Origin of the sequence: Streptomyces flavofungini, from assembly GCF_030388665.1 — a bacterium.
GTDB classification, from domain to species: domain Bacteria; phylum Actinomycetota; class Actinomycetes; order Streptomycetales; family Streptomycetaceae; genus Streptomyces; species Streptomyces flavofungini_A.
Map to the genome: position 1 here is coordinate 1,153,163 of NZ_CP128846.1, position 14,766 is coordinate 1,167,928.

Sequence of the window (14,766 nt, forward strand, 5' to 3'; positions counted from 1 at the left end):
GGTTTATCACTGGGGGGTTGTCAGCCCCTTCCGAGTTGCTTCTTGATGAATTCGAGCATCTCGTCGTCGCTGGCTGCGGCGAGTTGTTCGCCGACGTCGGGGGCGTCGGTGGTGGCTGTTCCTGCTGCGCCCGCCTGCGCGCCCGTGCCCGTGCCCGTGGCGGTGTTCTTCCAGCGGTCGAGGGCCGCCTGGAGGCGCACGGCGACCTTGGTGCGGGTGATCTCGTCGGCGGCTCCCGCGGATCCGGCGGCGGCGAGGCTGCCTTCGAGCCGGTCGAGGTCGCCGAGCAGCAGCAGGGCGGGGTCGGCGGCGTCCGGGGCGAGTTCGGTGCGCAGGCAGTCGGCGAGGGCCGTGGGGGTCGGGTGGTCGAAGACCACGGTGGCGGGCAGGACGAGGCCGGTGAGGGCGTTGACGCGGTTGCGGAGTTCGACGGCGGTCAGGGAGTCGAAGCCCAGCTCGCGGAAGGCGCGGGTGGGTTCGACGGCTGCCGCGCCGCTGTAGCCGAGGACGGCGGCGACCTGTTCGCAGACGAGGTCCAGGAGCAGCCGGTCCTGTTCGGGCCGCGGCAGCGACGCGAGGCGTGCCGCGAGGTCCGGGCCGCCCTGCCCGGCGGCGGGACCGCCGACGCCGGTGCCGCCGTCGGCCACGCCGGTGCCGGACAGGCGTGCCGCTTGTGCTTCCGGCAGTTCGGCGTAGAGCCTGCTGGGCCGGACCGCGGTGAACGCCGGTGCGTACTGCTGCCAGTCGACGTCGGCGACGAGGACGGCAGTGCGGTCCTGGCCGAGGAGCCGCTGGAGGGCGACGACGGCGCGCTCCGGCTCCAGGGGCGGCAGTGCCCCGCCGCGCAGTCGTTCCGCGGCCACTCCCTCGGCGGCCATGCCGCTGCCCGCCCACGGGCCCCAGGCCACCGCGGTGGCGGTCAGGCCGCGGGCCCTGCGGGCGTGGGCGAGCCCGTCGAGGTAGGCGTTGGCGGCGGCGTAGCTTCCCTGTCCGGCGCCGCCGGCCACACCGGCGAAGGAGGAGAACAGGACGAACGCCGACAGGTCCAGATCGGCCGTCAGCTCGTCCAGGTTGCGGGCCGACTCCGTCTTCGCGCGGAAGACGGTCGCGAGCCGCTCGGGCGTCATCGCGTCGAGCACGCCGTCGTCGAGGACACCGGCCGCGTGGAACACGCCGGTCAGCGGCGCGTCGGCGGGGATCTCCGCGAGGAGGGCGGCAAGGGCGTCCCGGTCGGCGGCGTCGCAGGCCGCGACGGTCACGCGGACGCCGGACTCCTCCAGTTCCGCGCGGAGTTCGGCGGCGCCGGGCGCGTCGGGGCCGCGCCTGCTGGTCAGGACGAGGTGGTCGGCGCCCTCACGGGCGAGCCAGCGGGCCACGTGGCCGCCCAGGGCGCCGGTGCCGCCGGTGACGAGCACGGTGCCGTGCGGCGCCCACGCGGCGGCCGGTTCGCCGTCGTACGGGGCACGCACCACGCGGCGCCCGAACGCGCCGGAGCCGCGCACCGCCACCTGGTCCTCACCGGCCCAGGCCCCGCCGAGCACGCGGCCGAGCCGGGACAGCGCGGCCGTGTCGGCGCTGTCGGGCAGGTCGACGAGACCACCCCAGCGCTCCGGGTACTCCAGGGCGGCGACCCGGCCGAGACCCCACAGGGCGGTGCGGGCGGGCGCGGTCCGCGCGTCGCCGTGGCCGACGGCGACGGCGTCCCGAGTGGCGCACCACAGGGGGGCGTCGACGCCGGTGTCACCGAGGGCCTGGATCAGCGCCAGCGTGCGGGTGACTTCCGCCGGTACGGCGCCGCCGTCACCGGGGGCGTCCGCGTCGGCCTCCAGGGCGGCTGCCGGTTCGTCGACTGCGAGCAGCGAGAGCACGCCGTCGAAGGCAGTCCCCTCGGCGGCCTCGCCGAGCGCGGCGCGCAGGGGTCCGGCGAACGCGTCCCGTGCGGTGGCGTCCGCGGGCACCGCCACGGTCACGAGCCGCACCTCGTGCTCGGCCATGAGGGCGGCCACGGCCGCGTGCCACGACGCGGTGACGTCGATGTGACCGTCGGCGTGGCCCTCCGTCCGGGCGTCCCTCCGCTCTTCCGGTACGACGACGAGCCAGCTGCCCGTCAGCTTCCCGGCCGCCGACTCGGTGAGCGGCGTCCAGGACTCGCGGTAGTTCCACTTGTCGAGGGTGAAGGTCTCGCGCCGCTGCTTCCGCCAGGCGGTCAGCGCGGGCAGGACCTCGGCGAGCGGGGCGTCGTCCGACACCTCCAGGGTCTTGGCCAGCTCGGCCGCGTCCGCGCTCTCCACGGTCTCCCAGAACCGCGACTCCACCTCGTCCACCGCACCGGTACCGGCCATGCCCGCCGTGTCCGACGCCGCCTCCAGCCAGTAGTGCTCGTGCTGGAAGGCGTACGTGGGCAGGTCGACGCGCCGCCGTGCCTCGGCCGGTGCGTACAGCGGCGCCCAGTCGGCCTCCGCGCCGCGCACCTGGACCTTGGCGAGGGCGGCGAGGAAGGTGTCGGGCTCGGGTCGGTCCTTGCGCAGTCCGCCGATCAGGCCCGCCTGGGCGGCCGGGTCGGTGACGGTGTCGTGCGCCATCGCCGTCAGGACGGCATCCGGGCCCAACTCGAGGAGCGTGGAGACGCCCTGGCCGGTGAGAGTGGCGAGTCCGTCGTGGAAGCGGACGGCCTCACGGATGTGCCGCACCCAGTACTCCGGGTCCTTCAGCTCGTCCGGTTCCGCGAGCTCGCCGGTGACGTTGGAGACGACGGGCAGCTTCGGGTCCTGGTACGCCAGCCCTCCCGCGACCTTGCGGAAGTCCTCCAGGACCGGGTCCATGAGCGGCGAGTGGAAGGCATGCGACACCTTCAGCCACCGCACCTTGCGGCCCTCACCCCGCAGCCTCTCCTCCAAGCCCTCCAGGACGGTGAGGTCACCGGAGAGCACCACCTGCGACGGCCCGTTCACGGCCGCCAGACCGACCTGGTCGGACACGCCCTCAAGCAGCGGCAGCACATCCGCCTCGGCGGCCTGCACCGCCAGCATCGCCCCGCCCGCCGGGAGAGCCTGCATCAACCGGCCACGTGCGGCGACCAGTCGAGCCGCGTCCTCCAGGGACCAGAGTCCGGCCACATACGCGGCCGTCAGCTCACCGATCGAGTGACCACCGACAACCTCCGGCCGCACCCCGAAGGACTCCGCCAAACGGAACAGAGCCACCTCGACGGCGAACAACGCGGGCTGCGCGTACCCCGTCTGCTCCAACAGCTCGGCGTCGGTGCCGAACATGACGTCCTTCAGCGGCTGGTCCAACAGCCCGTCCAGGTGCGCGCACACCTCGTCCAGCGCATCGGCGAACACCGGGAACGTCTCGTACAGCTCACGCCCCATGCCGACCCGCTGACTGCCCTGCCCGGTGAAGACGACCCCGAGACGGCCCTCGACCACCGCACCGGACACCACGCTCGGCGCGTGGCCGCCGGACACCAGCGCGTCCAGGCCGGACAGGAAGTCGTCCCGCTCGCGGCCGAAGACCACGGCTCGGTGTTCGAGGGGCGAGCGGCCCGTGGCCAGGGACCAGCCCGCGTCGGCGAGTGCGGCGCGGTCGGCGGTGAGGGTGGGGTCGGCGAGGAGCCGTTCGCGCAGGCGGGCGGCCTGGGCGCGGAGGGCGTCGGCGGTGCGGGCCGAGAGCTGCCAGGGGACGGCGGTGGCGGTGGTGTGCACCTCGTCGGGGCCCTGGGGGGTGGTGGGCCTGCGGCGGGGGGCCTGTTCCACGACGACGTGGGCGTTCGTGCCGCTCACGCCGAACGAGGAGACGCCCGCGCGGCGCGGCGCGCCGTCCCGGTCGGGCCACTCGCGGGCGCGGTCGAGCAGTTCCACGGTCCCGGCGGACCAGTCGACGTGGGTGCTCGGCCGGTCGATGTGGAGGGTCTGCGGGAGCATGCCGTGGCGCATCGCCATGACCATCTTGATGATGCCCGCGACACCGGCGGCGGCCTGCGTGTGGCCGATGTTGGACTTCACGGAGCCGAGGAGCAGCGGCCGGTCGGCGGGCCGGTCCTGGCCGTAGGTGGCGATGAGGGCCTGGGCCTCGATCGGGTCGCCGAGGGTCGTGCCGGTGCCGTGGCCCTCGACGGCGTCGATCTGCTCGGGCGCGAGGCGCGCGTTGGCGAGGGCCTGGGTGATGACGCGCTGCTGGGACGGGCCGTTGGGGGCGGTCAGGCCGTTGGACGCGCCGTCCTGGTTCACAGCCGAGCCACGCACGACCGCCAGTACTTCGTGGCCGTTGCGGCGGGCGTCGGACAGGCGCTCCAGGAGCAGCAGGCCCGCGCCCTCGCCCCAGCCGGTGCCGTCGGCGGCTTCCGCGTAGGGCTTGCAGCGGCCGTCGCCGGCGAGGCCGCCCTGGCGGCTGAACTCGTCGAAGGCGCCCGCTGTCGCCATCACGGTGACGCCGCCCGCGAGGGCGAGGTCGCACTCGCCCTGACGCAGGGCCTGCGCGGCCAGGTGCAGGGCGACCAGGGACGAGGAGCACGCCGTGTCGACCGTCACCGCGGGGCCTTCGAGGCCGAAGGCGTAGGCGAGGCGGCCGGAGATGACGCTGCCGGACGTGCCGGTCATGAGGTGTCCCTCGACGCCTTCGGGGACGCTGTCGAGCCCGGTCGCGTACCCCTGGAAGCCGGAGCCGACGAAGACGCCGGTGGAGGTGGAGCGCAGGGACTTGGGGGCGATGCCGATGCGTTCGAAGAGTTCCCAGGAGGTCTCCAGGAGGAGCCGCTGCTGCGGGTCCATGGCCAGGGCCTCGCGCGGGGAGATCCCGAAGAGTCCGGCGTCGAACTCGGCGGCGTCGTAGACGAAGCCGCCCTCGGGCTTGTACCGGGCGCCACCGTCGAGGTCCCAGCCTCGGTCGGCGGGGAAGACGGAGATGGCGTCGGTGCCGTCGACGAGCAGTTGCCACAGGCCCTCGGGGGTGGTGGCGCCGCCGGGGAAGCGGCAGCTCATGGACACGATGGCGATCGGGTCGTCGGACACGTCGGCGGTCGGCGCCGCCGGGACGGGGGCCGTCGTCGCGGCGGTGGCTCCGCCGGACAGCTCCGCCAGCAGGTGGCGGGCCAGGACCTCGGGCGACGGGTGGTCGAAGACGGCCGTCGCGGGCAGCTGGACGTCGGTGGCGGCGGTGAGGCGGTTGCGCAGTTCGACGGCGGTGAGGGAGTCGAAGCCCAGCTCGCGGAAGGCGCGGGTGGGTTCGACGGCCTCGGCGCCGCCGTAGCCGAGGGCGGCGGCCGCCTCGGCGCGCACGAGGTCGAGGACCAGGCGCTGCCGCTCGGGCTCGGGGAGTCCGGTGAGGCGGGCGGCCCACTCCGAGACCGGACCGCTGTCGCCCGCCGGGGCGTCCTTCGCGCGCTGCGGCTTCGGGCGCAGCGCGGGCAGGCCACCGAGGAAGGCGCTCGGGCGGGCGGCGGTGAAGGTGGGCGCGAACCGCTCCCAGTCGACGTCGGCCACGGTCAGGCACGTCTCGTCGGACGCGAGCGCCTGGGCGAGCGCGCCGACGGCCAGTTCGGGTGCGAGCAGCGCGACACCGCGGCGGCGCAGGTGCTCCTCGGCCTCGGCGGTGGCTGCCATGCCGCTGCCGCCCCAGGCGCCCCAGGCGACGGAGGTCGCGCTCTGGCCGCGGGCGCGGCGGCGTTCGGCGACCGCGTCGAGGAAGGCGTTGGCGGCGGCGTATCCGGCCTGGCCGCCGCTGCCCCAGACGGCGGCGATGGAGGAGAACAGGACGAAGGCGTCGAGGTCCGTGTCGGCGAGGAGTTCGTCGAGGTGGGCGGCGCCCGCGGCCTTGGCGGCCAGCGCGTGGGCGAGGTCCGCGGGCGCGGTGTCGGCGAGGGCGACGGCGGGGCTCACCCCGGCGGCGTGGAAGACGGCACGCGGGGTGCGTCCGGCGGCCGCGAGTTCGTCGAGGAGCGCGGCGACGGCGTCCCGGTCGGCGACGTCGCAGGCCGCGACGGTGACCTCGGCTCCCGACTCCCGCAGTTCCGCCGCGAGTTCGGCGGCGCCGGGCGCGTCGATGCCGCGCCTGCTGGTCAGGACGAGGTGGTCGGCGCCCTCGCGGGCGAGCCAGCGGGCCACGTGCGCGCCGAGCGCGCCCGTGCCGCCCGTGATGAGCGTGGTGCCGCGCGGCGTCCAGTCCCGTGCCGGGCGGTCGGCCGACGGGGCGTGGGCGAGTCGGCGTACGAAGATGCCCGAGCCGCGCACGGCGACCTGGTCCTCGTACCCGTTGCCGCCGCCGTCCGCCGACCCTTCGGCGGGGATGCCCGCCAGGGCTGTGGCGAGCCGGGTGCCCGCGCGGCCGTCCGGGGTCGGCGGCAGGTCGACGAGACCGCCCCAGCGCTCCGGGTGCTCCAGGGCCACGACGCGTCCCAGTCCCCACAGTTGGGCCTGCTTCGCACCGGCGAGCCGGTCGCTGCGGCCGGTGGAGACGGCTCCGCTGGAGACCGCCCACAGCTTCGCGTCGGCCTCGGCGTCACCGAGGGCCTGGACCAGCGCCAGGGTGCCCGCGAGGCCGAGGGGCAGCTCGGGGTGCGCCGGATGCGGGTCCTCGACGAGGGCGAGGAGGGAGACGACACCGGCGAGCCGGGCCGACGTGTCGCCGGCGCCGGGGGCGTCAGCGGCCTCGGAAGTCCCGGGCACGTGCTCGCGCAGCCGCGAGGCCAGTGCCTCACGCGTCAACTCATCTGCATTCACGCGGACTTCGGCGACCTCCGCACCGGCGGCCGCCAGCGCCTCGGTGACACCCGCGGTCCACGGGTGCGCGGCAGCCTCCTCCGGTACGACGACCAACCACCGGCCCGTCAGCACCGGACCAGGCAGAACGCCGCCCGCCAGGGGCTTCCACATGACGCGATAGCGCCACCCGTCCACAGTCGACCGCTCACGCCGCTGCCGCCGCCACGACGACAGGACCGGCAGGACCGCGCCCAGCTCGGCGGCGGAACCGTCCGCCACCTCCAGCTCCGCCGCGAGCCCCTCCAGATCCTCGCGCTCCACGGCCTCCCAGAACCGCGCCTCCACCTCGTCGGTCGCGATGCCCGGCGTGCCGGTCGGCGTGCGCCCGTCGACGAGCCAGAAGTGCTCGTGCTGGAAGGCGTAGGTGGGCAGGTCGACGAGGGTGCGGGCGCCCGGGAAGAGCGCCTGCCAGTCCAGCTCCGCGCCGTGCGCGTGGGCCTGGGCGACGGCGGTCATGAGGCGGTGGGCGCCGCCCTCGTCCCGGGTGAGGGAGCCGAGCGCGACGGCCGGGGTGCCAGCGGCGTCGGCGGTGGCCCGGACCGCGGTCGTGAGCACCGGGTGCGGGCTCATCTCCGCGAACAGGCCGTGGCCCTCGGCGAGCAGCGCGCGGACGGACTGCTCGAAGCGGACGGTGTGCCGCAGGTTGCGGTACCAGTGGCCCGCGTCCATCGGGGTGCCCGCGTCCAGCCTCTCCCCCGTCAGCGAGGAGAACACCGGTACGTCCGCCGGGCGGGACACCACCGGGGCGAGCGCCTGCGCCAGGTGGGCCTCGACGGCCTCCACCCGCGCGGTGTGCGCGCCGTGGCCCGCCGCGAGGACGTCGGCCCGGACGCCGCGGGCGGCGCACTGGGCGACCAGTTCGTCCAGGGCCTCGGTCGCACCCGAGACGACGCACTCGGCGGGGCCGTTGACGGCCGCGAGTTCGATCAGGCCGTCCCGGGCGGCGATCAGCTCCAGCACCTCGGCCTCGGGCAGCGGCACGGACACCGTCCCGCCCCGGCCCGACAGCTCACGGAGCGCCAGGCTCCGCAGGGCCACGACACGAGCCGCGTCGTCCAGTGACAGCACACCCGCGACGCACGCGGCCGCGATCTCACCGGGGCCGTGGCCGACGACGGCGGCGGGCTCCACGCCGGACGCCTGCCACACGGCCGCGAGGGACACCGTCACAGCGAACAGCAGCGGCTGGGCCACGTCCACCCGGTCGACGTTCTCCCCGCTCAGCTGGTCGAAGAGATCCCACTCGACGAACGGCGACAGCGCGTCCCCGCACTCCCGCATGCGCTGCGCGAAGACCGGTGACTCGTCGAGGAGTCGGCGTGCCGTTGGGGCCCACTGCGCCCCCTGTCCCGGGAACACGAACACCGGGCGGGCCGTGCCGCCCTGCGCCTGTCCGACCACGACGCGCCCGGCGCTCACGTCGTCGGCCGTGCCGTCGCCCCGCGGGGTCGTACGGTCGTCGCCGCGCGCCAGCCGGTCGAGCCCGGCGAGCAGTTCGTCCCGGTCCCGCCCGAGAACGACGCCCCGGTGCTCGAACCGCGACCGCGCGACGGCCAAGGACCAGCCGACCTCTCCGATCCCGGCGGTCTGCCCGCCGCCCGTCCCAGCTTGGGACAGGAGGTGTTCATGGAGCCGTCCTGCCTGCTCCCGCAGTGCTTCCGGGGTCTTCGCCGAGAGGACGAAGGGGGTCACGCAGGTGGGCGGTTCGGCGTCGGCGGAGGACTCGTCCGGCGCGGCCGGCACGTCCGCCGGTGCCTGCTCCACGATCACGTGGGCGTTGGTGCCGCTGACGCCGAAGGCCGAGACGCCCGCGCGCCGGGGCGCGCTGTCGGCGTGCCGGGGCCAGTCGCGTGCTCCCGTCAGGAGCTCCACGGCGCCCGCCGACCAGTCCACCTCGGCGGAGGGGGCGTCCACGTGCAGGGTCTTGGGCAGCACACCGTGCCGCATCGCCATGACCATCTTCATGACACCGGCGACACCGGCGGCTGCCTGGGTGTGCCCGATGTTGGACTTGATGGAGCCCAGCCACAGGGGCCGGTCGGCGGACCGCTCCTTGCCGTACGTGGCGAGGAGCGCCTGCGCCTCGATGGGGTCGCCGAGCGTGGTGCCGGTGCCGTGCGCCTCGACGGCGTCGACGTCGGCGGGCGTGAGGCCCGCGTTCGCGAGGGCCGCGTGGATGACGCGGCGCTGGGAGGGGCCGTTGGGGGCGGTCAGGCCGTTGCTGGCACCGTCCTGGTTCACGGCGGAACCGCGGACGACAGCGAGCACGCGGTGACCGTTGCGGCGGGCGTCGGAAAGACGCTCGACGAGGAGCATGCCCACGCCCTCGCCCCAGCCGGTGCCGTCGGCCGCGTCGGCGAACGCCTTGCAGCGCCCGTCCGCGGCGAGGCCGCGCTGACGGCTGAACTCCACGAAGGTCGCCGGGGTCGACATCACCGACACGCCGCCCGCGAGGGCCATGGTGCACTCGCCCTGCCGCAGGGCCTGCGCGGCCAGGTGCAGGGCGACCAGCGACGACGAGCAGGCCGTGTCGACGGTCACCGCGGGGCCTTCGAGGCCGAAGGTGTACGAGATGCGCCCGGAGGCGACGCTCGCGGCGTTGCCGATGCCGAGGTAGCCCTCGACCTCGTCGGGGACGTGGTCAACCCCGGCGGTGTAGTCCTGGCCGTTGGTGCCCGCGAACACGCCGATCTGGCTGCCGCCGAGGCTCGCCGGGTCGATCCCGGCGCGCTCGAAGGCCTCCCAGGAGGTCTCCAGGAGGAGCCGCTGCTGCGGGTCCATGGCCAGCGCCTCGCGCGGGTTGATGCCGAAGAACTTGGCGTCGAACTGCCCGGCGTCGTAGAGGAATCCGCCCTCGCGGACGTACGAGGTCCCGGCGCGCTCGGCGTCGGAGTGGAACAGTCCCTCGGTGTCCCAGCCGCGGTCGGCGGGGAAGTCGGCGATGGCGTCGACGCCGTCGGCGACGAGCCGCCACAGGTCCTCGGGGCTGCGGACGCCGCCGGGGAAGCGGCAGCTCATGCCGATGATGGCGAGGGGTTCGTCGTCCGCCGCCGCGCCGGTGGCGGCGGGCAGCGGGGTCGCGCTCTCGTCACCGAAGAGTTCGGTGTGCAGGTGGGCGGCGAGCGCGGTCGCCGTCGGGTAGTCGAACACCAGCGTCGTGGGCAGCCGCAGGCCGGTGGCGGCGCCGATGAGGTTGCGCAGCTCGACGGCCGTGAGCGAGTCGAAGCCGAGTTCGCGGAAGGCGCGGGTGACGTGCACGTCGTCCGCGCTCGCGTGGCCGAGGACGTCGGCGGCCTGCCGGCGCACCAGGTCCAGGAGGGCGGCCTCGCGGTCCGCGGGGGCCAGGGCGGCGAGGCGGTCGGCCAGCGCGTTCGCGGGGGCGGCGGCCGTGCCGGGGGCGGCGGGCGCGTCCGTGAGGGCCGCGCGGGCCTCGGGGATGTCCGCGAAGAGGCGGCTGGGGCGGGCGGCGGTGATGCCGGGCGCGTACTGGGCCCAGTCGACGTCCGCGACGACGGCCAGCGCCTGGTGGCCGTCGAGCGCCTGGTGCAGGGCGGTGATGGCGAGGCCGGGGTCCATGGGCGGCATCACGCCGTGCCGCAGCCGCTCGGCGGCGGCTCCCTCGGCGGCCATGCCGCTGCCGTCCCAGGGGCCCCAGGCGACGGAGGTCGCCGCGTGCCCGGCGGCGCGCCGGGCCTCGGCGAGGGCGTCGAGGGCCGCGTTGGCGGCGGCGTAACTGCCCTGTCCCGCGCCGCCGACGACGCCGGCGAGGGAGGAGAAGAGGACGAACGCCGACAGGTCCGCGTCGCGGGTCAGCTCGTCCAGGTGCCGGGCCGACGCCACCTTCGCGCGGAACACCGAGGCCATCCGCTCCTCGGTGAGGCCTTCGAGGACACCGTCGTCGAGGACCCCCGCCGTGTGGAACACGCCGGTCAGCGGCGCGTCGTCGGGTATGTCGGCGAGCAGGGCCTGTAGCGCCGCGCGGTCGGCGACGTCGCAGGCCGCGACCGTCACGCGTACGCCCGACTCCTCCAGTTCGCTGCGGAGTTCGGGCGCGCCCGGCGCGTCGAGGCCGCGCCGGCTCGTCAGGAGCACATGGCCGGCGCCGCCCGCACGGGCCAGCCAGCGGGCCACGTGGGCGCCCAGGGCGCCGGTGCCGCCGGTGACGAGCACCGTGCCGCCGTCGGCGGACCACTGCGCTTCCGTGGCACCGGCGGGGGCCGCGCCCGGCGTCGCGTCGCCGAGGGGCGCGCGCACCAGGCGGCGCGCGAAGACGCCGGAGGCGCGCACCGCGACCTGGTCCTCACCGGACCGGTCCGACGCCCCCGCCGGGCCCGACGCGGCGGCGAGTGTCCGGGTGAGGTGGGTGACCGCCGTGGGGTCGGCGGCCTCGGGGAGGTCGACGAGGCCGCCCCAGGACTGCGGGAATTCGAGGGCGGCGACGCGGCCGAGGCCCCAGACGGTCGCCTGCGCGGGGTCGGCGGCGGGCTCGGACGGCGTCGTCGCCACCGCGCCGCGGGTCGCGGCCCAGACGGTGGCGGTGCTGCCGCTGTCGCCGAGCGCCTGGAGCAGCACGGCCGTGCGCAGGGCGGCGGCCGGCGCCGCTTCGCCGTCGAGGGTCGAGGCGGTCTCGGCGGCCGGTCCCGCGCCCGGTGCGGCCTCCGCGCCGGTGGCCGAACCCGTCCCGGATCCGGACCCGGCGCCGAGGGCGAGGAGCGACAGGACCCCGTCCCACGCGGTCGCCCCGTGCTGCGTCAGGAGCGCGGTGAGGGCCGCCCGGTCGGTGGCGGCGGTGGCGGGGACGCGCACCACCGCGACCCGGGCGCCGTCCGCGGCGACGGCCCGCCCGGCCGCGCCGCACCAGGGGTGGTCGGCGTGCTCGTCGGGGACGAGCAGGGCCCAGGTGCCGGTGAGGGCGGGGGTGTCGCCCGGCTGCTGGGGCGGCAGCGGGTTCCAGGTCACGCGGTAGCGCCAGCTGTCCAGCGTGGACGTGGTGTGCCTGCGGCGGCGCCACGCGGTGAGGGCGGGCAGGACCTCGGTCAGCGGGGCGTCGTCGGGTACGTCCAGGGCGCCGGTGAGCTCCGTGATGTCCTCGTTCTCGACGGCGGCCCAGAAGCGGGCGTCGGCGTCGTCGGACAGGGCGGTGCCGGGGGTGGCGGCCGAGGCGGCGGGCGCGGTGGTGTCCAGCCAGTACCGCTGGTGCTGGAAGGCGTACGTGGGCAGGTCGACGCGGCTCCGGGCGCGCGTCGGGGCGTACTGCGGGGTCCAGTCGACGTCTGTTCCGCGCACGTGCAGCCGGGCGAGGGCGGTCAGGAACGTGTCGGGTTCGGTCCTGTCGCGGCGCAGCGCCGCCACGAGGCCCGCCTGGGCGGCGGGGTCGGTGAGGGTGTCGTGGGCCATCGCCGTGAGGACGGCGTCGGGGCCGAGTTCGAGCAGGGTGGTGACGCCGAAGTCGGTGAGGGCGCCGAGTCCGTCGTGGAAGCGGACGGCCTCGCGCACGTGCCGCACCCAGTACTCGGGGTCCTTCAGCTCGGCGGCCGCGGCGAGTCGCCCGGTCACGTTCGACACGACCGGGAGCGCCGGGTCCTGGTAGGCGAGTGACCGTGCGATCCGGCGGAACTCGTCGAGCATCGGCGCCATCAGCGGCGAGTGGAAGGCGTGGCTGACCTTGAGCCAGCGGGTCTTGCGGCCCTCGGCGCGCAGTTGTCCCGCGAGGTCCTCCAGGACGCCGCGGTCGCCGGAGAGCACCACCTGGGCGGGGCCGTTGACGGCGGCGAGGCCCACCCACTCGGCGACCTCCGCGAGCAGCGGCGCGACGTCGGCCTCGGACGCCTGCACGGCGAGCATGGCGCCGCCCCGGGGCAGGGCCTGCATCAACCGGCCGCGCGCGGCGACCAGTCGGGCGGCGTCCGCGAGGGACCAGAGCCCGGCGACGTGCGCGGCGGCGAGTTCGCCGATGGAGTGGCCGCCGACGATCTCCGGCCGCACCCCGAAGGACTCGGCGAGGCGGTACAGGGCGACCTCGACGGCGAACAGGGCGGGCTGGGTGTACCCGGTCTGTTCGAGGAGTTCGGCGTCGGTGCCGAACATGACGTCCTTCAGCGGCCGGTCCAGGAGCGGATCCAGGTGCGCGCACACCTCGTCCAACGCCGTGGCGAAGGCGGGGAACGCCTCGTACAACTCGCGCCCCATGCCGACCCGCTGACTGCCCTGCCCGGTGAAGACGACCCCGAGACGGCCCTCGGCGACCGCGCCGGTCACCGTGCCGGGGGCGGCGGGGCCTTCGGAGGCGAGGGCTTCCAGGGCGTGCAGCAGCTGGTCGCGGTCCTCGCCGAGGAGCACGGCGCGGTGTTCGAAGGCGGAGCGGCCGGTGGCGAGGGTCCAGCCGATGTCGGCGCGCCCGGCGCGGTCCTCGGCGAGGGCCGTGTGGTCGAGGAGGTGTTCGCGCAGGCGTGCGGCCTGGGCGCGCAGTGCCTTCGCGGTGCGGCCGGACAGGGGCCAGGGCGTGGGGCCGACGGCGGGCCGCGGTCCGGTGCCGGACTCCGGGGTCACGCCCTGTTCGGCGGCGGCCTGGGGCTGGTCGGGAGCGTCCTGCGCCTGTTCCTGCGGTACGTCGGCGGGGGCTTCCTCGACGATGACGTGGGCGTTGGTGCCGCTGACGCCGAACGAGGAGACGCCGGCGCGGCGCGGCGCGTCCTCGCGGCCGGGCCAGTCGCGGGGCTCGGTGAGGAGCTCGACCGCTCCTGCGGTCCAGTCCACGTGCGTCGACGGCTGGTCGACGTGCAGGGTCCGCGGAAGCAGCCCGTGGCGCATCGCCATGACCATCTTGATGACACCGGCGGCACCCGCGGCGGCCTGGGTGTGCCCGACGTTGGACTTGACGGAGCCGAGCCACAGCGGCCGGGTGCGCGGCCGCCCCTGCCCGTAGGTGGCGAGGAGGGCCTGGGCCTCGATGGGGTCGCCGAGCGTGGTGCCGGTGCCGTGCGCCTCGACGGCGTCGACGTCTCCGGCGGTGAGGCCCGCGCTGGCGAGGGCGGCGCGGATGACGCGCTGCTGGGCGGGGCCGTTGGGGGCGGTCAGGCCGTTGCTCGCGCCGTCCTGGTTGACCGCGGAGCCGCGGACGACGGCCAGGACCTCGTGCCCGTTGCGGCGCGCGTCGGACAGGCGCTCCAGGAGCAGCAGGCCGACGCCCTCGCCCCAGCCCGTGCCGTCCGCCGCCTCCGCGAACGCCTTGCAGCGGCCGTCGGCAGCCATGCCTCGCTGGCGGCTGAACTCCACGAAGGCGGTGGGCGTCGACATGAGCGACACGCCGCCCGCGAGGGCGAGCCCGCACTCGCCCTGGCGCAGCGCCTGGGCCGCGAGGTGCAGGGCGACCAGGGACGACGAGCAGGCCGTGTCGACGGTGACGGCGGGGCCTTCGAGACCCAGGCTGTAGGAGAGGCGGCCGGAGACGACGGCGGCGGTGTTGCCGGTGCCCGAGTAGCCCTCGGTGCTGTCGGCGGCCTCGGCGACGACGGCCGTGTAGTCCTGGCCGTTGGTGCCGGTGAACACGCCGGTGCGGCTGCCGCGCAGGCTCAGCGGGTCGATGCCCGCCCGCTCGACGGCCTCCCAGGCGGTCTCCAGGAGGAGGCGCTGCTGGGGGTCCATGGCGCGGGCCTCGCGCGGCGAGATGCCGAAGAAGCCCGCGTCGAACTCGTCGGCGGTGTACACGAAGCCGCCCTCGCGGGCGTACGTGGTGCCCTGGTGGTCGGGGTCGGGGTGGTAGAGCCCGGCCACGTCCCAGCCGCGGTTCGTGGGGAACGCGGACACCGTGTCCACGCCGTCCCTGACGATCCGCCACAGCTCCTCGGGGGTGTTCGCGCCGCCGGGGAAGCGGCAGCTCATCGCGATGATCGCGACCGGCTCCGCGTCCTTGGACTCGAGTTCGCGCACTCTCCGACGAGTCGTGTGCAGATCCGCCGTCACCTGCTTGAGAAGGCGGCGGATTTTGTCGTCGTTCACCATCTGG

General features: G+C 75.7%; 1 protein-coding gene. It reads right to left on the bottom strand.

Features of this window, described 5'->3' with window-relative positions; translation table 11 throughout:
- Nucleotides 1-20 precede the first annotated feature (20 nt).
- The gene (locus QUY26_RS04790; protein WP_436840483.1) at nucleotides 21-14,759 is read right to left on the bottom strand and encodes a type I polyketide synthase; all 14,739 of its coding nucleotides are present in this window, start codon (nucleotides 14,757-14,759) and stop codon (nucleotides 21-23) included.
- Between the last annotated feature and the right edge of the window lie 7 nt (nucleotides 14,760-14,766).